This is a genomic window from Hoeflea sp. YIM 152468 (genome assembly GCF_029210485.1).
GTDB lineage: Bacteria > Pseudomonadota > Alphaproteobacteria > Rhizobiales > Rhizobiaceae > Hoeflea.
Map to the genome: position 1 here is coordinate 44,848 of NZ_JARGET010000029.1, position 19,999 is coordinate 64,846.

Below are 19,999 nucleotides of genomic sequence, written 5' to 3' on the forward strand. Positions count from 1 at the left end.
GTCCGGAGTCAGAGAGCCCATTGGTCCGCATTGACGGCATGCGCCCCGAATTCAGGATTGGCTTCATAAGCCGATTGTTGCGGCAGGATTGAGACGCCAGGCCCACCGCCAAGGCCGGATAAAGCACCGAATACAACAAGATTCGCGAAACTCGTTCAAAATCGACCCATTCAAGTGGGCGCTAATTAAGAACTTTGACGATACGATCGTTTTTATACGCCAGCCCCATCAGGCTGCAACCGCAGATAGACCGCAAGCATAGAGCGATCGAACGATGTCTCAACTCCCCTCTCAATGCGACCAGCCAGGCCCGGCGAGCGGAAATCAAAGCGGCGTCTCCAGCGCGCTGACCAAGCTTCTCGCTCTCTTCCGGACAACGAATGATCCCGCACGGCAGCAGGCCATCGCCAAGGCCTATGTCCCGATTCTCCGCCCCATCCTGATACCGGCATCGGTGTACTACATTTACGTTACATGGGAACACTGGCAGACCCAGACGGGACTGATTCTCGCTATATACTGCTTCATAAGCGCCACCACTGCCGTGAGCTACTACCTGTTCAGAAGATACCTTCTCGGCAATGAGAGAGTAACCCTGGGTCAGCTGGAGCTTGTTAATCTGGCGATCAACCTGCTCATCTACATAAATGTATTGAGCTACCTTCTCGTCTACAATGAACAGGCCAGATATATATATTTTGTATTGATGGCGGTCATATTCTCAATAACCGGGGCAACGCTTCGAGTAGTCCTGTTCAGCGTGTTTCTGTCGTTGACGACACTTTACTTTCTTGCCTGGTCACTGCCGGACGAACGCCTGGCAGAGTATGTCTCCATCTGCGTCGCCACCGCCTTCGCGTCCATCAGCATGTCCGCGCTTCTCAGGAGCGCCATCCTTCGTCAGATAGATGCGCGCCTGCTCGCCGATGACCTGACCGCAAAAGCCCAACGCCTCGCCGACACCGATATGCTCACCGGCATACCCAACCGCCGCGCCATTTTCCAGAAGATAGACGATCTCATCTCTGAACGCAGACCCTTCTGGATGGGCATCTTTGACCTCGACGGATTCAAGGCGATCAACGATGTCTACGGTCATATCCTGGGCGACAACCTGCTGTGTGCCATTGTCGAGCGGGTTGGCAATCTCGATCTCCCCGACACCACGTTCGGGCGCATTGGCGGGGATGAATTTGTCGTCATCGTGCAGGGAACGCTGTGCGAAGAGGAGATCAGGCGTTTCGGCACCAGCGTCATCGACGCGATCAGCCGCCCTTACCCGATCGATCACATGGCTCTGTCTGTCGGCGTCTCGGCCGGGTTGTCCCATTTTCCAGCCATGGGCTCCACCGGCGCGCAGCTCTATGAGAAAGCCGATTACGCCCTCTTCAAGGCCAAGGCCCAGCTCGGCGGCCAGTGTTTTCTGTTCGATACAGCCGAAGACGCCGAAATGAAGCAAGCCATCGCCATTGAGCGCGCGTTGCGCGAAGGCAATCTCGAGACGGAGCTGTATCTTCTGTTTCAGCCGCAGTTTTCACCCCGTCAGCAACGGGTTGTCGGCTTTGAAGCGCTGGCGCGCTGGCACAGCCCGAAGCTTGGACTGGTCCGGCCTGATCAGTTCATCCGAGCAGCAGAGCGCTCCGGCCATATCCGCCGCGTGAGCACCATTCTCTTCAAGCAGGGGCTCAAGAGGCTGGCAGAATGGCCACCTGACATAAGCCTGTCTTTCAATCTCTCAGGCCAGGACATATCCGACCGGTCTTTCATCCTGTCCTTGCTGGGCCAGATCATGCGTTCGGGCATCTCGCCAAGCCGCATCGAATTCGAGATCACCGAAACCGCGGTGATGACCGACATCGAGACTTCAAAAACCCTGCTTGAGGAATTGCGCGCCAGCGGCTGCAAAATCGCGCTGGACGATTTCGGGTCCGGCTATTCAAGCTTCGAGTATCTCGATCAATTGCCGCTCGACAAGGTCAAGATCGACCGCAGTTTCATCCGCAAGGTTTCCCACAACACCAAAACGCGGGAAATCGTTGCCGGCATCATCGGTCTGTGCAGCAAGCTCGATCTGCGCTGCGTTCTCGAAGGCGTCGAGACCCGGGATGAAATGAACATCCTGGCCGAGCTTCAGCCTGACCTGATCCAGGGATATCTGTATGGCAGACCCATGCCTGCGGAAGCGGCTTTGCAAGTGATCCGCGATCAGGACAGCCGCTTGGGCGACGGGTCGGTCCCACACGCCCAGTCCGCGTGAAAAGCCTTCTGTTGGGCAAGCCCCATCCGCGGCGCGTCGACAGGCCGGGGGTCGGACATCGCCGGTTCGGGGGATGAACCCGCAAGGCCAAAAAAGTGGCCCGCGGGAGGCGGATCTTGACTTGTTCCCGCCCGTCAGCTTTGACAATCTCTGCCGGTGCAATCCACCATCCGGTCTGCACAGGCTTTGGCCTTCGTTCAGATCCTCATCCCCTGCTGAGTAAGCCTTCCCAGAGACAGCATCCAGAGTGAGACGCTCCATGATCCCAGCCTGGAAAAACACACCGTCGGGCAAGCTGCGCGCCAAGGGTCTGGGCCTGCGGTTTGAAGGCGCAAGCGGGCCTTTCAACGCCATCACCGATGTTGCGGGCGTCAGCGTGGGCTACAGCACGATCATCACCGGCGAAGGGCCTTTGGTGACGGGCAAGGGTCCGGTGCGAACCGGGGTGACCGCGATTGTGCCGCGCCCATTTGGCCAGATTGAGCAGCCCTTGTTCGCCGGCTTTTTCAGCCTCAACGGCAATGGCGAGCTAAGCGGCAGCCACTATATCGAGGAGACCGGCAAGATGGCGCTGCCGGTCACCATCACCAACACCCATTCCTGCGGCATCGCCCGTGATGCGACGATCCGCTGGGCAGTCGAGTATTTGGCCGAACGCTACCATGATGATTTCGCCTTGCCTGTGGCAGCCGAGACCTATGATGGTTTCCTGAACGATATCAACGGCTTCCATGTCGAGGCCCGGCATGTGATCGAAGCGATTGAAGCGGCCCGCGGCGGCGCCATCGAGGAAGGCAGCGTCGGCGGCGGCACCGGCATGAAGTGCTTTGGCTTCAAGGCCGGTTCCGGCACGTCGTCCCGACGGCTGGATTACGACGGCGAGGCGTTCACCATTGGCGTGTTCGTGCAGGCCAATTTCGGCACCCGCCGTCACCTCACGGTGCTGGGCAGGACCATCGGTGCCGATCCGGAGCTTCCGGCCATGGTGACCAAAACCGGCGACACCGATCTCAGCTCGATCATTGTCGTCATCGCCACCGACGCGCCGTTTCTGCCGCATCAATTGAAGCGCCTGGCCCGCCGCGCCAGCTTCGGCATCGGCAGGACCGGCGGCATGGCCACCCACGGCTCGGGCGATCTGTTCCTGGCGTTTTCGACCGCCGCCTCGGATCTTGGCGGCGGCGCGATGCGCACCGTGCGCTTTGTTCCCGACGAGGATATCGATGGTTTCTTCGAAGCCGTGGTGCAGGCGACCGAGGAAGCCATTCTCAACGCGATGATCGCCAACGAGGCCATGACCGGACGCGACGGAAACTTCGTTCCGGCGCTGCCGCATGAGGCGGTGAAGGCGGCGCTGGGATTGAGGGATTGAGGGATTGAGGCGCTGCCGCTGGCCCGGCGCTTACACCATCTGCCCGAGGAACTCCTGCACCACCTGCCCCGGTTCGAACAGGCCAATGCGCTTGATTTCCCATTCGAGCCGGATGCCCGACGTTTCGAGCACGCGCGCGCGCACGGTTTCGCCGAGGTTTTCGAGCTCATAGCCCGAGGCTTCGCCGGTGTTGATCATGAAGTTGCAATGCATCGGCGACATCTGCGCCCCGCCCACGGTCAGCCCGCGGCAGCCGGCTTCGTCGATCACCTTCCAGGCCGAGTTGCCTTCAGGGTTCTTGAAGGTCGAGCCGCCGGTCTTCTCGCGGATCGGCTGCACGGTTTCGCGATGGTGCTGGACGGCATCCATGGCCGCGCGGATCTCGTCGCGGTCCGCCGGTGTCCCTTCGAAGATCGCCCGGGTGAAGATCAGGTCCTTGGCCGCCGACGAGTGCCGATAGCCATAGCCCATATCGGCATTGGACAGCACATGCCGCTCGCCCTTGCGGTCGATGGCATGAACCTCGACAACCCGCTCGCGGGTTTCCACGCCATTGGCGCCGGCGTTCATTCTGAGCGCCCCGCCGATGGCGCCGGGAATGCCATGATAGAAATGAAATCCGCCAAGTCCGGTTTCAAGCGCCAGGGCTGCGAGATGCTTGTCCGGGCACACCGCGCCTGCGGCAAGCCGTGTGTCGGACACCTGTTCAGCCCGGCCGAAGCCCTTGGCCGACAGCCGCACCACGACGCCGGAGATACCGCCATCGCGCACCAGCAGATTGGACCCGATGCCGACCGGAAGCACCGGAATCTCGTCAGGCAGAGCGGCCAGGAACGTCGCCAGATCGTCCTCGTCGGCCGGTTGAAACAGAACTTCAGCCGGTCCACCGGTGCGGAACCAGGTTATCTTCGACATGTCGGCGTTTGGCGTCAGCCGTCCGCGCACCGCACCGAGCGTGTCTCCCAGTGATGTGAGAAGCCGTTCGCCATTGACCTGAAGCGACTTCATGCAGCCCCCTCGCCGTGCGCCGGAAGCGGGAGCGCCGCCAGTTCCTTGGGCAACTGGTTGGCCCATTGGGAAATGGTGCCGGCGCCGAGGCAGACGACGAAGTCACCCGGCTGCGCGATCTCGGCGATCAGCGGCGCAAGTGCTGCCGGGCCGTCGATCAGCCGCGCATCGCGATGGCCGGCAGCCTTTATGCTCGAAACCAGCGTGTCCGAATTGATGCCCTCGATTTCATCCTCGCCCGCAGCATAGACCGGCGCCATGATCACCGTGTTGGCTTGGTTGAAGCAGGCCGAAAAATCGTCAAACAGACTTTCAAGCCGGGTGTAGCGATGCGGTTGCGCCACCGCGATCACCCGTCCCTGACAGGCATCGCGGGCAGCCGACAGCACCGCCTTAATCTCGACCGGGTGGTGCCCGTAATCGTCAAAGATTTCGGCACCGTTCCAGCTCCCGGTATGGGTGAACCGGCGCTTGACCCCGCCGAACTGGCTCAGTCCCTTGGCAATCTGCCCGGGCGTCAGGCCCAACTCGAACGCCACCGCGATCGCCGCCACAGCGTTGGAGACATTGTGCTTGCCCGGCATCGGCAGCCGCAAGTCCTTGAGCTCGACAGTTTCCCCGGTCTTGCGGCTGTTGATCACCACGTCGAAGATCGAAGCCGGTCCATCCATGCGATGGTTGCAAAAGCGCACGTCCGATTGCGGATTTTCGCCATAGGTGATGACCCGCCGGTCCTCGATGCGCGACACCAGCGCCTGCACTTCAGGATGATCGAGGCACATCACGCCAAAGCCGTAAAACGGCACGTTCTCGACAAATTGCCGGAACGCGGCGCGGACAGCATCAAACGTGCCGTAATGATCCAGATGCTCCGGGTCGATATTGGTGATCACGGCGATGTCGGCGGGAAGTTTGAGGAACGTGCCGTCGCTCTCGTCGGCCTCGACCACCATCCATTCGCCGTCGCCCATGCGCGCATTGGTGCCATAGGCATTGATGATGCCGCCATTGATCACGGTGGGATCAAGCCCGCCGGCGTCAAGCAGCGCGGCGACCATCGAGGTGGTCGTGGTCTTGCCATGGGTGCCGCCAATGGCGATGGCGTTGCGGAAGCGCATCAGTTCGGCCAGCATTTCGGCCCGGCGCACCACCGGCAGAAGCTGCTCGCGCGCAGCGACAAGTTCCGGATTGTTCTGCTTGATCGCGGTCGAGACCACCACCACTTCGGCGCTGCCGAGATTGGCCGCCGAATGGCCGATATAGACCTCAATCCCCTTGTCGCGCAGTCGCTGCACATTGGCGCTTTCGGACTGATCCGACCCCTGCACCTTGTAGCCCAGATTGTTCAGCACTTCGGCAATACCGCTCATGCCGATGCCGCCGATGCCGACAAAATGCACCAGGCCTATGGTTTGTGGCATCTTCATGCGGGCGAGCTCCTGAATTGATCAACACTGATGCCCTCCGCAATAGCTTCTGCCAGATTGGCAAGCAAGCGCGCAGCATCAGGTTTTCCCGTGGCCTGGGCCGCCGCAGCGGTTGCCGCCAGTCCGGCCGGGTCTTTCATGCGGTCGGCGATCATGTCCGACAGAAGCTGTGCGGTCAGGTCGGACTGCTTGACCACGCTGGCCCCGCCCTTGGCCATCAGGGCCTGGGCATTGGCGGCCTGATCATGATCGAGCGCATGCGGGTAAGGCACCAGTATCGCCGAGCGGCCGATCACCGCGATCTCCGAGACGGTGGACGCCCCCGAACGCGAGATCACCAGATGCGCCGCACCGATGCGGGCTGCCATATCGGTGAAGAACGGCGAAACCTCGGCCTTGATACCAAGCTCTTCAAGCCGCGCCCGGACGTGGGTTTCGTCTTCGGGACGCGCCTGCTGGGTCAGTTCCAGCCGCGCCCTGAGCGGATCGGGCAACAGCGCGATGGCCGAGGGAACCGCATCGGTAAAGAACTGCGCCCCCTGGCTGCCGCCAAACACCACCAGCCGGAAGGTTTCACCGTCCTCGGAGGGGATGTAGGGAATCGCTGCGGCGGCAATCACTTCAGGCCGCACCGGGTTGCCGGTAATCACCAGCTTGCTGGCATGAGCCCCCTTGCCTTCAGGCAAGAACCCGCCGGCGATGGCCTTGACCCGTGACGCCAGCGCCCGGTTGGCGCGTCCCATCACCGCATTCTGTTCATGCACAAGCGTGGGCAGGCCGGCATTCGAGGCCGCCAGCAATGGCGGGATGGTCGGGTATCCGCCAAAGCCGATCACCGCATCCGGCCGGATCTCGCGCAACAGGGCGCCTGCCTCGCGCACCCCCTTGAACAGCGTCCACAAGGATTTGACCAGCTTGACCGGGTTCTTCGAGCCGATGGTTGCCGAGCGCACCACATGGATCTCGGAGGCCGGAAACTTGCCTGAAAACCGTTCCGCCCGGCTGTCGGTGACCAGATGCACCCGGTGGCCGCGCGCGGTCAATTCATGCGCCAGGGCTTCGGCCGGAAACAGATGTCCGCCGGTGCCGCCTGCCGACAACAAAAACAGTTTCGGTTCCATCATCACGCTATTCCGCCGCCACACTTGCCGCCGGCCGGTAGATGGTGCGTGGCTGCGCCCGGCTTTCGGGCCTGCGCCGGGTCAGGGCCAGGACGAAACCGGCGGTGATTGCGGTTGCGATCATCGACGAGCCGCCATAGGAAATCAGAGGCAGCGTCATGCCTTTGGCGGGCAGCAATTCGAGATTGACGCCGATATTGATGAAGGACTGGAAACCGATCGCCAGCGACAGTCCGGCGACCGCCAGCCGGGTGAAATCATCCTGTTCGCGTCCGGCGCGGATCAGCCCGCGAATGACGACAAAACCAAACAGCGCCACAAGCACCATGCAGAACACGATGCCAAACTCCTCGGCCGCGACGGAAAAGACGAAGTCGGTGTGACTGTCCGGCAAGATTCGCTTGATCGTGCCTTCACCCGGGCCCTGGCCCAGCCAGTCGCCCCGGATGATCGCCTCGCGCGCGGTATCGACCTGAAAACTGTCACCTTCGCCAAACAGGAAGCCGTTGATGCGTTCGGCCACATGCGGGAACACCAAATAGGCGGCGATGAAGCCGGCAATGGCCACCCCGCCAAGCAGCGTGATCCAGAACCACGACATTCCCGCCATGAAGAACATGCCGCCCCAGATCATCGCGGTCAGCATCGTCTGGCCCAGATCCGGCTGCGCCACAAGCAGGGCGGCAACGATGCCGAACAGGATGATGGCAAACAGATTGCCGGGGATTTCGGGATGCCGCGACCGCTCCGAAAACAGCCAGGCGCAAATGATGACGAAGGCAGGCTTCATGAATTCCGAGGGCTGAACCGAAATGCCCAGCACAGAGACCCAGCGGCGCGAGCCCTTGATCTCGACACCTATAAACAGCGCCAGAATCATCATGGCGATCGAAACCATCAGGGTCACCAGCGCCACCCGGCGCACCTGTCGCGGGCTGAAGAACGAAACCCCGACCATCACCGCCAGGGCGGGCAGCAAAAACACGCCGTGACGCTCGACAAAGTGGAAGCTGTCGAGGCCGAGCCGCTCGGCCACAGGCGGGCTGGCGGCGAATGAAAGCATCAGCCCGATTCCCATCAAGCCGACAAAGGCTGCCAGGAAAAGGCGGTCGATGGTCCAGAACCAGTCCGCGACCGGTCCACGTTCAACGCGGCTAACCATGGTGTTCTCCAATGTTGTCGGCATCGATCAGCATTTCGATATCAGCCAGACCCGACACCAGGCTGACGTAGGCATCGCCCCTGACCTCGAAATTGCGGTACTGATCGAAACTGGCGCAGGCTGGCGACAGCAACACAGCCGGCATCTCGGCCGCGTCCTGCGCCGCATCCCGCGCAGCGGCGGCAACCGCCTTGCCCAGTGTGCCGGAAATCTCGAAATCGGCATGAGCGCCGATCGCCGCGGCAAATCCAGCCGCCGCCTCGCCGATCAGATAGGCCTTGGCGATACGCGGAAAGAAAGGCTCCAATGCGGCAATCCCGCCCTCCTTGGGCAAGCCGCCGGCGATCCAGTAGATCGGTTCGAAGCTTTGCAGCGCCGGCGCCGCGGCTTCGGCGTTTGTGGCCTTGGAATCATTGACAAAGACCACACGTCCACGCCGCGCGACCGGCTGCATCCGGTGCTTGAGGCCGGGAAAGGTGGCGAGACCGGCACGGATCTCATCGTCACTCAACCCAACCGATTGGCACGCGGCAATCGCCGCAGCCGCGTTCTGCGCATTGTGGGAGCCGCGCAATGTGGCAATCGGGCCGAGATCGACAAGATCATGCACCTGCCCGTCCTGCGCCTGCCGGATCACCGAACCTTGCGCAAACAGGCCACTTGCCAGTGGCTGATCCTTGGAAACGCGTCTGAGCTGGCGTCCCTGGAGTTCCAGCCTGTCGGCAATCCCGCGGCACCAGGCATCATCGACACCGACAATTGCCACGTCGCTATGCGCAACCAGCCGCGCCTTGATGTCGGCATAATGCTGCATCGACCCGTGCCGGTCGAGGTGATCGGGTGTGAGGTTGAGCAACAAACCGGTGCTCGGGTCGAGCGATGGCGCCAGATCGATCTGATAGGATGAGCATTCGACAATATGAACCCGGTCAGCCGCCGCCGGCGCAAGGGTCAGCACGGCCGTGCCGATATTGCCGCCCAATTGCGCATCCCGGCCGCTATGCGCCACCAGATGGGCAATCAGCGCAGTGGTGGTGGACTTCCCGTTGGTTCCGGTAATGGCGATGAACGGGCTCCCGGGCGCATGCGCCCGCCGTTCGCGCACAAAAATCTCGATGTCGCCGATGATCTCGACGCCGTGGCGGGTGGCAAGCTCCACCGTCCAGTGCGGCTTGGGATGGGTCAGCGGCACGCCCGGCGCAAGAACCAGCGTCGTGATCGAGCTCCAGTCCAGGCCGCGAAGATCGGCAACAGCGATCCCTGCCGCGCGCGCTGCCTCCACCTGGGCGGGATTGTCGTCCCAGGCCGAGATCTCTGCGCCGCCGGCAGCGAGCGACTTTGCCGTGGCAAGTCCCGATCCGCCCAGCCCGAACAGCGCTACCCGCCGGCCCTGAAATGTTGACGCCGCAATCATCAACTACCTCAACTTCAGCGTCGCGAGACCGATCATCGCCAGCCCGACCGAAATGATCCAGAACCGGACCACGACCTGGCTTTCGGTCCAGCCAAGTTTTTCAAAATGATGGTGGATCGGCGCCATCAGAAACACCCGTTTGCCGGTCAGCTTGAACCAGGCCACCTGGATGATCACCGACAGCGCCTCGATGACGAACAGGCCGCCGATGATCACCATGACAACCTCGTGCTTGGTGGCCACCGCCACCGTGCCGATGAGGCCGCCAAGCGCCAACGATCCGGTATCGCCCATGAAAATCGCCGCCGGCGGCGCATTGAACCACAAGAACCCCAGTCCGGCACCGATCACCGCGCCGAGGATCACCGCCAGTTCACCGGTGCCGGGAACAAAATGGATTTGCAGGTAATTGGCAAACACCGCGTTGCCGGCGAGATAGGCAATCGCGGCGAAGGAAGCGGCTGCGATCATCACCGGAACGATGGCCAGACCATCGAGGCCATCGGTGAGGTTGACCGCATTGCCGGCCGAAACGATCACGAAGGCGCCAAAGGCGATGAAGAACCAGCCCAGATCCAGCAGCAGGTTCTTGAACACCGGAAAGGCGACCGACGAGCCGAAAGCCGCCCCGTTGACCGTCGACGCCGCCATCGAGGCCTGCATGATGAAGAACACCGCCACACCGGCGATGATGAACTCCAGTCCCAGCCGCGCCTTGCCGGAAAAGCCCTTGTCGCTCTGCTTGGTGACCTTGAGGTAGTCATCGTAAAATCCGATGGCGCCAAAGCCGAGCGTGACCAGCAGGGTCGTCACCACATAGACGCTCGACAGGTCGGCCCACAGCAGCGAGGATCCGACGATGCCGGCCAGGATCATCAGTCCGCCCATGGTCGGCGTTCCGGCCTTGAGGAAATGGGTCTGCGGTCCATCGGCGCGGATCGGCTGTCCCCGCCCCTGACGCACCTTCAGCGAGGCGATGATTCGGGGACCAAACAGAAACACGATCAGCGCCGCGGTAAACATCGACGCACCGGTTCTGAATGTGATGTATCTGAAAAGATTGAAAAACTGGACCGTGTCCGCCAAATCTACCAACCAGATGAGCATAAACCTCGGTCCCCTGCGCTGTTTTAATCTTGAGCGCTGCTCTCGGGCAGCGCAGGATACTTGTCAAGCAACGCCTTGACGATACGTCCAAAACCAATTCCGAGCGATGATTTGATCATCACCACATCGCCATCCCGCAGCACCGTCGTGAGATAGTCGGCCAATCCGCTGGCATCGTCACGGTACACGGTTTCGATATCGGTGCCCAATTCGTTGCGCAATGCGGCCATTTCAGGTCCGGCGAGGCAGACCAGATCGACACCGGCCTCGCGCAAGGGCGCCGCCAGATCGCGATGCACCCGCTCGGCAAAGCGACCCATCTCCAGCATGTCTCCGAGCACGGCGATGCGCCGTCCCCTCAGCCGGACCGGCGCATCGCGCAGCAGGTCAAGAGCCGCCCGCATCGAGGCCGGGTTGGCATTGTAGCTTTCATCGATCAGGGCAAACGAGCCTCCGTCGACTTTCAACGTGTGTCGCGCACCGCGGCCCTTTTCGGCCGAAAGACCGGCCAGCGCATGGATTGCCTTGGCCAGGTTCGCGCCCACCAGGTGCACGGCGCCGATCACGGCCAGCGCATTCTGAACCTGGTGACGCCCGGGTGCGCCGATCTTGACGGCAACTTCCTCCTCGCCGATCCGCGCGGTGATGGTCGAGCACTCGGGCAAGAGCTTGCAATTGAGCAGCCGGAACTCCGCCTTGGCGTTGTCGCCAAAGGAATGTGCATGGGCCACGCCGAGTTCGGCGGCGCGTTTTTTCAACCAGCCGTATTTTTCGTTGTCACGGTTGAGAAGCAGGTGACCGTCCTCGACCAGACCTTCCATGATCTCGGACTTGGCCGCGGCAATTTCGTTCAGATTCTTGAAATTGCCCATATGCGCGGCGGCGATTGTGGTGATGATTGCCACATGCGGCTTGACCATCTTTGCAAGGGGGCGGATTTCATCCGGATGGTTCATGCCGATTTCGAACACGCCATAGGCGGCGCTCGCGGGCATCCGGGCCAGCGTCAGCGGAACGCCCCAGTGATTGTTGAACGAGGCGACTGCGGCGTGAACCTCACCGCTCGGCTCAAGCGCGCGGCGCAACATTTCCTTGCTCGAGGTTTTGCCCACCGAGCCGGTGACGGCGATAATTCTGGCCTCGGACCGCGCGCGGGAGGCGCGGGCCAGATCCTCAAGTGCTGCCAGCACATCGGTAACGACGATCATCGGTGCGGTCAGCCGGCCAAGCGCCGGCAATTTCGATTCCGCCACCACCAGCAGGCTCGCACCATTGGCAATGGCGACACTGGCGAAATCATGGCCGTCGAAACGGTCACCCTTGATGGCGAAGAAGACATCGCCTTCGCCCACCGTGCGGCTGTCGATCGAAATGCCGTTGACGCCTTCGGGCAAAGCGCCGACAGGTCGGCCTTCCATGGCGGCGGTCATCTCTTGCGAGGTCCATAAATGGCTCATGCCCGCTCTCCCAGAGCCTTGCGGATTTCCGCATGATCGGAGAACGGCAGCACCCTGTCGCCGATCGTCTGCCCCTCTTCATGCCCCTTGCCGGCCACGATCAGCGTGTCCCCGGCCTGCAACATCGAGATCGCCTGCCCGATAGCCTCGGCGCGATCGCCGATCTCGCTGGCGCCGGGCGCCGCCGCGATGATCTCGGCCCGAACCGTTGCCGGGTCTTCCGACCGCGGATTGTCATCGGTGACGATGACGACATCGGCCAGCCGTGTGGCGATTTCACCCATGATCGGGCGCTTGCCGCGATCCCGGTCACCACCGCAGCCGAACACCACCATCACCCTGCCTGTGGTGAACGGTCGCACTGCCGCCAGCACATTCTCCAGTGCCTCGGGCTTGTGGGCATAATCGACATAGACCGGCGCGCCATTGGCCGTCGAACCGATCAGTTCAAGCCGGCCCGAGGCGCCGGTCAGATGATCGAGCGCGGCCATCACCTTGTCGGCCGATGTGCCGGTGGCAATCGCCATGCCGGCTGCCACCAGCGCATTGGAAATCTGGAAATCGCCGGCCAGCGGCAGATGCACCTCGAAGATCCGGCCATCCATATGGATTTCGGCAATCTGTTTGTGGCGCAGATGTTCGACCCGCTTGAGGGTCAAAAAGCCGCCCTTGCGGCCAACGGTCAGCACCCGCGCCCCGGCGCGCTCGGCCACCTCGACCGCCCGTTGCGACCAGGGGTCATCGGCAAAGATCACCGCCGGCGCCCCCTTGGGCAGCAGCGTCGCAAACAGCCGCATCTTGGCGGCCATGTAGTCATCCATGGTCGGATGGTAGTCCATGTGATCACGGCCCAGATTGGTGAACCCGGCAACGCTCAAGCTCACACCGTCGAGGCGGCGCTGGTCGAGGCCATGACTGGAGGCCTCCATCGCCGCGTGGGTCACGCCGCCGCTGGCCAGTTCGGCGAGCAGCCGGTGCAGCGCCACCGGATCGGGGGTGGTCAGGGTGCCGTACTCGGCTCGTCCCGGCGCCGTCACCCCGGTGGTGCCAAGCATCGCCGCCTGTTCGCCGGCCTGAGCCCAGATCTGGCGCAGGAACGAGGCCACCGAGGTTTTGCCGGCGGTGCCGGTGACCGCAGCCATGACCCGAGGTTGAGGTCCGAAAAACGCTGCAGCCATCCGCGCCAGCACCAGCCGGGGATCTTCCGTCCGCAACACCGGTACGATGATCTCAGGCAATGCGGCGTCTTTGGCCGCAACCACTGCCACGGCGCCTTTGGCGACCGCCTGCGCGGCAAACCGGGCACCGTCGGTCTTTACCCCGGCCAGCGCGAAAAACAGACAGCCGGGTGCGGCCGCCCGGCTGTCGGCCGTCAAGCCGGTGACAGACAATTCGAGATCCGCTTCAGACGAAGCGGCCAGTGTTCCGGCGGGAAGGGCGGCGATCAACGCGGACAGTTTCATGAAGTGCTCGGGTCTTTCGTTAAATTGGCGGGTGGTTTTCGATCATGATGGGAGATGCCTGCCCGCCGCATGTGTTTTCAGTATGACAAAGTCAACTCTTGCGCGCCATTTCCGAAGTGCGGCTTCACCCCAAGAAAGGCGGCCGACCGGCGGACGATCGCGCTGACCATCGGGGCAGCATTGAGACCGGCAGTGGCTGAAGATTTCCCTTCCTCGGGCTTGGGTTCGTCTATGACCACCAGCACCACATATTCCGGTTTGTCGATCGGAAACGCGGAGAGAAAGGCATTGAACCGCACTGCCGACGAATAGCGGCCATTGACCACTTTCTCTGCCGTGCCGGTTTTTCCGCCGACATGGAAACCTTCGACATCGGCGCGCCGGCCCGAACCCTGGGTGACGTTCAGCTCCATCAGATCGCGCATGCTTTTGCTGGTGCTTGGATCTATCACCTGAACGGCGACCTTTTCAGCCTCGTCAACGCTGCGCGGCAGGAAGGTCGGCTCGATCAACTTGCCGCCGTTCATCAATGCGGCGGCCGCAACTGCAGTCTGCAGCGGTGTGGTGGAAACACCGTGACCAAAGGAAATGGTGATTGAATTGATCTTCTTCCAGACCGAAGGCTGGTTCGGTGTCGCCACCTCCGGCAGTTCCGTTTGCATGCGGGTCAGCAACCCCATCCGGGTCAGGAACTCCTTGTGTCCGTCGATCCCGACCATGTCCGCCATCCGGGCCGTGCCGATATTGGACGAGTAGATGAAGATCTCGGGGACGGTCAGCACCCGGTTCTTGCCATGGAAATCCCTGATGGTGAATCCACCGATGCGGATCGAGCCGCGCGCATCGAAGGAATCGGTGATTTTCACCTTGCCCGAATCCAGCGCCATCGCCGTGGTAAAGGCCTTGAAGGTGGAGCCCATCTCGTAGGTGCCGGCCGACATCCGGTTGAGCCGGTCCTTCTGCAACGCTTCAACCGGATTGTTCGGATCGTAATCAGGCAACGACGACATGCCGACCACTTCGCCGGTATGGATATTGAGCACGACCGCCGCAGCGGCAATCGCCTTGTAGCGATCCATGGCGGCCGCGAGTTCATCGCGCACCACATGCTGCACTCTCAGGTCGAGCGACAGCCGCACTGGCTCGAGGTCCTCGTTGATCGTCAATCCGGCCGCCGCCAGCGCGCCAAGCCCCTGCCCGTCGACGAATTTCTCCATCCCGGCAATGCCCTTGTTGTCGATATTGACATGGCCGATCACATGCGAAGCCGTTGGCCCGCCGGGATAGAACCGCCGTGTTTCGGGCCGGAACCCGATACCGGGAATGCCCAGCGACAGGATCTGGCTCTGCTGTCTCGGCGTCAATTGCCGTCTGAGCCACTGGAAGCGGGAGTTGGACGACAATTTGCGATGGATGCCGCGCATGTCGAGATCAGGCAGCACGGTGGCAAGCAGCTCGACCGCTTCGTCGGCGTCGACAATCTTGTTGGGTTCGGCAAACAGCGACACGGTGCGGATATCGGTCGCCAGAACTTCGCCATTGCGGTCGAGAAGATCCGGGCGCGAGATCAGCAACTGGTCCGCCCTCGCAATCGAGGAGACCGTCTCCGGCGAGCGCAAGCCGTACTGCACCAGGCGTCCGCCGATGACCGCATAAAACACGAAAAAGCAGCCGATGGCGATGAGAATGCGATTTTTCGCCTGCGCGCCTTGCGCCTTGCGCACCCCCTCGAATTCGCTTGCTGACCGGCTGCGGCTGCCTGCTGAGTTGCGTGCCGGACGAAGCCCGGCCAAGAATGCGCCCGGCTGTCTCATGGCGTCACCGATCCGGTTGTCAACGTCGCATCTGTCTCGCCTTCGGCGATTTGCGGCTCGAAATCACTGGCCCGGCCGGGCAATTCGCCGGGAAGCGCCATTTGCGCCGCCTCAATCGTCTTGAGGCCAAGCTCGGCCTCGAACGCGGTCGACAGCCGCTGTAGCCTGGAGGGCTGGTTGAGCAGGCTCCAATCGGCTTCCAGCAGGTCTATCGTTTCTTCCTGCAGCTTGATCTCCGCCTGCAGCTCACGCACGACGGACAGCTTGCCTTCAGCCGCATGCTTGATCTGGTAGGTGAGCGTGGCGGCCGCGATCATCGCGCAGACCAGCACCAGGTCAACAGTTCGCAACATGGCTCAGCCTCCTAACGCCGCGAGTGCAGCAAGATTGGGAACGGGAAGAATGTCGACGCTGGTCTTTCCCGCCGGTGCAGCGGTGCGCAGGCCGGCGCGAAGCTTGGCCGACCGGGCGCGTGGATTGAGCGCGCATTCGGCTTCGTCCGCCACGATCGGCTGCTTGCCGATCAGCGTAAAAATGGAGGCACGTTCGGCAACCATGGGCATGTGCCGCGAGCCCGAGACCTTTCCGGACCGGTCGAGAAAAAAGCGTTTGACGATACGGTCTTCCAGCGAATGAAAGCTGACCACAACCAGCCGTCCGCCCGGCTTGAGCGCACGCTCGGCGGCAAACAGCGTCTGCGCCAGTTCGCCAAGCTCGTTGTTGACGTAGGTTCTCAAGGCCTGAAACACTCGTGTCGCCGGATGGATCTTGTCCTGCTGGCGCCGTGGCGAGACCTTCTCGATCAGCCCCGCCAGTTGCCGGGTCGTGGCAAATGGCGCTTTCTGCCGCTCAGTCTCGATGGCACGGGCGATTCTGCCGGCGTGGCGCTCTTCGCCAAGTATGCCGAATATACGGGTCAGGTCCGAGACTTTGGCGCGGTTGACCACATCGGCCGCGCTGACGCCCGACTGTGCCATGCGCATGTCGAGCGGCCCGTCGCGCATGAAGGAAAAGCCGCGCTCGGCTTCGTCGATCTGCATCGACGACACGCCGATGTCGAGCACCACGCCATCAAGGCTGGCTTCCTCAACATGGTCGAGCAGGGCGGAAAATTGGTCATGAATGAGCTTCAGCCTGCCGCCGGATGCCGCAACCATGGCAGCACCGGCCGCGATGGCATCGGGATCGCGGTCAAAGCCTGTGACCTCAGCGCCCGCCGCCAGGATTGCCGCTGCATAGCCGCCGGCGCCGAAGGTGCCATCGACGATGGCCTCGCCGGGTTTCGGCGCCAGCGTCGCCAGAACATCCTGGAGAAGAACCGGAATGTGGCGGACCGGTCCGCCAGGAGCGTCAGTTTCACCGTCGCCCTTGTCCGCCACCATTCCGTTTCTCCATCCGTTGCGAACGGTCAGGAACTGGCCGTCCGTTCTTTCCGGGCCCGCGACTGCATTTCCTCGAATGCCGCCGGTTCCCAGAGCTGAAAATGATCGCCTCGCCCCGCGAACGTCACCCTGTCGGTGATGCCCGTGAAATCGCGAATGAAATCCGTCACCAGAAGCCGTCCCTCGCCGTCGAGCTTCATGAACACGCCGCCGCCATGAATGAGCAGCGACATCTTGTTGGCCTCCGCCGAGAACGGATCCTGCGATCCGATCATCCGCTCGAAGCGTTCGAGCACCTCCGGCCCGGCCATCGAGACCGCCGGAAACACGAAATCCTGCCAGACGTAGAGCTCGTCGACAGCCGAACGGGCCAGAACAGAACGAAACATCGAGGGCACCGAAACCCGGCCCTTCGCGTCGATCCTGTTTGTCGCGTTCGACAGGAACCGGTTCATGACTCTGTACCGCCGTTTCCGTCCATTTGCCCCACGCCATCGACCCCTCGCTGTGGCTCCGCTTCATCACCAAACAGGCCTCTGGGCGGCGAAAGCCGCCTGAGCGGCACCTCGCGGCAACCGCAGTCCGGATTTGGTTGAAACGGCGGATGCCCGCCTGCTGATCTTGGGCTTTTGGGATAACATGGGCCACCATGGGCGTCAATGGGATCCGCTCCCCATCTCGACCGTGAGTTAGGGGTCAAAAATATCCCGTTATGATTAACGAAGGGTTAGGCATGGGGGACAGAGCGTGAGGGGAGACCGAGAAAGATAGCCCCCCGGCGTGCCGGACGGGGCGATGCCAGCCCAATCGGACCGAACGGTTCTGTTCGGCTGCCGCTCATTCCGAGCGCCACCGAGAGAGCGCGTCGTGCGGGATGCTGCAGCGACTATCGAGGCGCCCCCGGAGCGCAGAAAGTGCAGATGTTGCTGACCAGTTCCAGATGGCGCGCGGCGATCGCGGCGACAGGACCACGCGCCGCCACACGCCAGCAACCGGCGAGCGGGCATCCAGACTCAAATGGCCAGCCAAGGAGACCGGGCTGATGCAGCACGAAATTGCTGCCCGGCTCGGCATCAAGCAGGAAAGGTGAGCCCAGGGTTGGACCTCAAGCGACCAGAATAAGCCGCGACAGACAAGATGCTCCCGTCACATCGATAGCTGCGGCTCCGTCAGCCCATCACGATCGCCGGCCCGAACAGCACCGCGAAGCCGGCAACGCCGAGGCCGATGCGGGGCAGCGGCTTGAACACGCCGATCAGGGCGTAGGAAATCAGCGCCAGCCCCAGTCCGATCTGCGCCAGCGCCACCAGTGCCGGCAACGGGTCGGTGGCAATTTGCATGATCGACGGATTGGCGACCATGGTCAGCGGAATGATGTAAAGCCCGACGCCGAGGCTCATGGCGGTCACCGCCACCTTGAGCCAGTTTTCGCCGATCATGCCCGCGGCAATGAACACCGCGCCGCAGACCGGCGGCGTGATGGTCGACAGCAAGGCGAACCAGAACACGAACAAATGCGCCTGCAGCGGCTCCAGCCCCAGTTTGGTCAGCGCCGGACCGGCCACTGACACACAGATGACGTAAGCCGCCGTCGTCGGCACCTCCATGCCCAGCACCAGGCAGGCAAGTGCGGTCAGCAGCAGCGACGGCCACAACAGCCCGCCCGAAGCCGACAGGATCAGCGAGGTGATCTTGACCCCAAGCCCGGTGATCGACAGCACGCCGATGATGATCGAGGCGCACAGGATGATGGCGGCGATCATCGACACCTGCCGCGCAGCGCCCGTCACGGCATTTTCAAGCCTGTCCAATGTGCGGCGGAAATCGAAACGGCCATCGGCATGGAAAAACAGCATCACGAAGCCGACCAGGATGGCCATGCTCGCAGCATATTGTGGCGTCATGCCGGTGACGAACATGCCCCACATCAGCACGGCGAAGGGAACAGCGAAGAAGGCCGAGGTGATGATCACGGCGCGCAAACCCGGACGGTCTTCCTCGGCCAGGCCCGCCAGCTCGTAGCGCCCGGCATAGGCGTTGATGCCGACCCAGACGGCAAAGAAATACAACAGCGCCGGCAACACCGCCGCCGCCATGATGGCGGTGTAGGGTACGCCGGTGAGCTCGACCATGACGAAGGCGCCAGCCCCCATCAGGGGCGGCATGATCTGTCCGCCAGACGACGCCACCGCTTCAACCGCCGCCGCCAGCCGCCTGGGATAGCCGAGCCTGGTCATCGCCGGCAGCGTGATCGCGCCGGTGGAGGCGACATTGGCCGAGGCCGAGCCGGAGATCGAGCCAAACAGCGCCGACGAGATTACCGAGACCTTGGCAGCTCCGCCCTTGAGCCGTCCGGCCGCAGCGGAGGCGATGTTCATGAACCCCTGCCCGGCCTCACCGGCATTGAGCACCGCGCCGAAGATCACGAAGATCGCCACGACGCTGACCGACACGCCAGCCAGGCTGCCCCATATGCCGCCTTCGGCGATGGTCAGCGTCCCGAGAAAACTCGCCAGCGGCGTGCCCGAATGGCCGAACTCGCCGGGGATGTATTGCCCGAGCAGCCCATACAGAAGCGCCAGCAACGCCACCAGCGGCAGCGGCCAACTGATCGCCCGGCGGGCGGCTTCCAGCACCACCACGAGCAGTATGACTGCGATCCCGATCTGAAGATTGCCTTCGAGAAACCCGTACTGGTCGCCCAGTGCAGCGTGGTGCCAGGCGACCCAGAGGCTTGCAGCCATGCCAAGCGCGCAAACCACGGCGCCTGACCAGCGGCCCTGCCTGCCGCCATCGGCAAAGAGGAAAATCCATGGCAGCGCCAGCGCCAGATGCAGCGGCCGGCTGACCAGGTTTGGCACCAGGCCCCAGAAGATCAGCCCGAGATGAAAGGCCACCAAAACGGCGGCGCTGGCGATCATGGCCATTCGCATCCGGCTGGCTCCTGGTGGTTTTGAAGAGGATGGTGAAAGGTCCAAACCAGCACTCCCCGGCGCACAGGCCGGGAAGTGCTGC

General features: G+C 62.5%; 15 protein-coding genes. 2 read left to right on the forward strand and 13 right to left on the reverse strand.

What is annotated here, in order from left to right; all coding sequences use genetic code 11:
• Positions 1–274: 274 nt before the first annotated feature.
• Positions 275–2,257 (forward strand): EAL domain-containing protein, encoded by a 1,983-nt coding sequence (locus PZ897_RS15370; protein WP_275753389.1) that lies wholly within the window; start codon positions 275–277, stop codon positions 2,255–2,257.
• Between the two features lie 259 nt (positions 2,258–2,516).
• Entirely contained in the window at positions 2,517–3,629 is a 1,113-nt protein-coding gene (locus PZ897_RS15375) for a P1 family peptidase (RefSeq protein ID WP_275753390.1), read from the forward strand.
• 30 nt (positions 3,630–3,659) lie between these two features.
• On the opposite strand, the gene murB is transcribed toward PZ897_RS15375, so the two are convergent.
• The 13 genes from murB to PZ897_RS15440 all read right to left on the reverse strand — a co-directional run bounded on the left by murB (position 3,660) and on the right by PZ897_RS15440 (position 19,911).
• A complete protein-coding gene (gene murB / locus PZ897_RS15380; protein WP_275753391.1) occupies positions 3,660–4,637 on the reverse strand; it encodes a UDP-N-acetylmuramate dehydrogenase in 978 nt (325 codons plus the stop codon).
• A complete protein-coding gene (murC, locus tag PZ897_RS15385; RefSeq protein WP_275753392.1) occupies positions 4,634–6,064 on the reverse strand; it encodes a UDP-N-acetylmuramate--L-alanine ligase in 1,431 nt (476 codons plus the stop codon). Before murC ends, murB begins: the two co-directional genes overlap by 4 nt.
• Positions 6,061–7,185 (reverse strand): undecaprenyldiphospho-muramoylpentapeptide beta-N-acetylglucosaminyltransferase, encoded by a 1,125-nt coding sequence (murG, locus tag PZ897_RS15390; RefSeq protein ID WP_275753661.1) that lies wholly within the window; start codon positions 7,183–7,185, stop codon positions 6,061–6,063. The genes murC and murG overlap by 4 nt, the downstream gene beginning before the upstream one ends.
• Positions 7,186–7,192: 7 nt before the next feature.
• A complete protein-coding gene (ftsW, locus tag PZ897_RS15395) occupies positions 7,193–8,347 on the reverse strand; it encodes a putative lipid II flippase FtsW (protein WP_275753393.1) in 1,155 nt (384 codons plus the stop codon).
• On the reverse strand, positions 8,340–9,761 hold the full coding sequence (murD, locus tag PZ897_RS15400) for a UDP-N-acetylmuramoyl-L-alanine--D-glutamate ligase (protein WP_275753394.1): 1,422 nt from the start codon (positions 9,759–9,761) through the stop codon (positions 8,340–8,342). The genes ftsW and murD overlap by 8 nt, the downstream gene beginning before the upstream one ends.
• A gap of 3 nt (positions 9,762–9,764) precedes the next feature.
• Positions 9,765–10,868: a phospho-N-acetylmuramoyl-pentapeptide-transferase gene (gene mraY / locus PZ897_RS15405; protein WP_275753395.1), complete on the reverse strand. Its 1,104-nt coding sequence runs from the start codon at positions 10,866–10,868 to the stop codon at positions 9,765–9,767.
• Between the two features lie 23 nt (positions 10,869–10,891).
• On the reverse strand, positions 10,892–12,325 hold the full coding sequence (locus PZ897_RS15410; protein WP_275753396.1) for a UDP-N-acetylmuramoylalanyl-D-glutamyl-2,6-diaminopimelate--D-alanyl-D-alanine ligase: 1,434 nt from the start codon (positions 12,323–12,325) through the stop codon (positions 10,892–10,894).
• Entirely contained in the window at positions 12,322–13,788 is a 1,467-nt protein-coding gene (locus PZ897_RS15415; RefSeq protein WP_275753397.1) for a UDP-N-acetylmuramoyl-L-alanyl-D-glutamate--2,6-diaminopimelate ligase, read from the reverse strand. The genes PZ897_RS15410 and PZ897_RS15415 overlap by 4 nt, the downstream gene beginning before the upstream one ends.
• Positions 13,789–13,865: 77 nt before the next feature.
• Positions 13,866–15,602 carry a penicillin-binding protein 2 gene (locus PZ897_RS15420; protein ID WP_275753398.1) on the reverse strand — a complete coding sequence of 579 codons (1,737 nt, stop codon included), beginning with the start codon at positions 15,600–15,602 and terminating at the stop codon, positions 13,866–13,868.
• Complete coding sequence (locus PZ897_RS15425; RefSeq protein WP_275753399.1) at positions 15,599–15,955, reverse strand: hypothetical protein; 357 nt, start codon at positions 15,953–15,955, stop codon at positions 15,599–15,601. Before PZ897_RS15425 ends, PZ897_RS15420 begins: the two co-directional genes overlap by 4 nt.
• Positions 15,956–15,958: 3 nt before the next feature.
• Complete coding sequence (rsmH, locus tag PZ897_RS15430) at positions 15,959–16,984, reverse strand: 16S rRNA (cytosine(1402)-N(4))-methyltransferase RsmH (RefSeq protein WP_275753400.1); 1,026 nt, start codon at positions 16,982–16,984, stop codon at positions 15,959–15,961.
• A gap of 26 nt (positions 16,985–17,010) precedes the next feature.
• The gene (gene mraZ, locus PZ897_RS15435; RefSeq protein ID WP_275753401.1) at positions 17,011–17,439 is read right to left on the reverse strand and encodes a division/cell wall cluster transcriptional repressor MraZ; all 429 of its coding nucleotides are present in this window, start codon (positions 17,437–17,439) and stop codon (positions 17,011–17,013) included.
• Positions 17,440–18,153: 714 nt separating this feature from the next.
• Positions 18,154–19,911: a TRAP transporter fused permease subunit gene (locus PZ897_RS15440; RefSeq protein WP_275753662.1), complete on the reverse strand. Its 1,758-nt coding sequence runs from the start codon at positions 19,909–19,911 to the stop codon at positions 18,154–18,156.
• Between the last annotated feature and the right edge of the window lie 88 nt (positions 19,912–19,999).

Bases quoted from the DNA above. Each gene is read 5' to 3' on its own strand.
- PZ897_RS15370 (WP_275753389.1), top strand. From the start codon at position 275: ATGTCTCAACTCCCCTCTCAATGCGACCAGCCAGGCCCGGCGAGCGGA.
- PZ897_RS15375 (WP_275753390.1), top strand. From the start codon at position 2,517: ATGATCCCAGCCTGGAAAAACACACCGTCGGGCAAGCTGCGCGCCAAG.
- murB (WP_275753391.1), bottom strand. From the start codon at position 4,637: ATGAAGTCGCTTCAGGTCAATGGCGAACGGCTTCTCACATCACTGGGA.
- murC (WP_275753392.1), bottom strand. From the start codon at position 6,064: ATGAAGATGCCACAAACCATAGGCCTGGTGCATTTTGTCGGCATCGGC.
- murG (WP_275753661.1), bottom strand. From the start codon at position 7,185: ATGGAACCGAAACTGTTTTTGTTGTCGGCAGGCGGCACCGGCGGACAT.
- ftsW (WP_275753393.1), bottom strand. From the start codon at position 8,347: ATGGTTAGCCGCGTTGAACGTGGACCGGTCGCGGACTGGTTCTGGACC.
- murD (WP_275753394.1), bottom strand. From the start codon at position 9,761: ATGATTGCGGCGTCAACATTTCAGGGCCGGCGGGTAGCGCTGTTCGGG.
- mraY (WP_275753395.1), bottom strand. From the start codon at position 10,868: ATGCTCATCTGGTTGGTAGATTTGGCGGACACGGTCCAGTTTTTCAAT.
- PZ897_RS15410 (WP_275753396.1), bottom strand. From the start codon at position 12,325: ATGAGCCATTTATGGACCTCGCAAGAGATGACCGCCGCCATGGAAGGC.
- PZ897_RS15415 (WP_275753397.1), bottom strand. From the start codon at position 13,788: ATGAAACTGTCCGCGTTGATCGCCGCCCTTCCCGCCGGAACACTGGCC.
- PZ897_RS15420 (WP_275753398.1), bottom strand. From the start codon at position 15,602: ATGAGACAGCCGGGCGCATTCTTGGCCGGGCTTCGTCCGGCACGCAAC.
- PZ897_RS15425 (WP_275753399.1), bottom strand. From the start codon at position 15,955: ATGTTGCGAACTGTTGACCTGGTGCTGGTCTGCGCGATGATCGCGGCC.
- rsmH (WP_275753400.1), bottom strand. From the start codon at position 16,984: ATGGTGGCGGACAAGGGCGACGGTGAAACTGACGCTCCTGGCGGACCG.
- mraZ (WP_275753401.1), bottom strand. From the start codon at position 17,439: ATGAACCGGTTCCTGTCGAACGCGACAAACAGGATCGACGCGAAGGGC.
- PZ897_RS15440 (WP_275753662.1), bottom strand. From the start codon at position 19,911: ATGGCCATGATCGCCAGCGCCGCCGTTTTGGTGGCCTTTCATCTCGGG.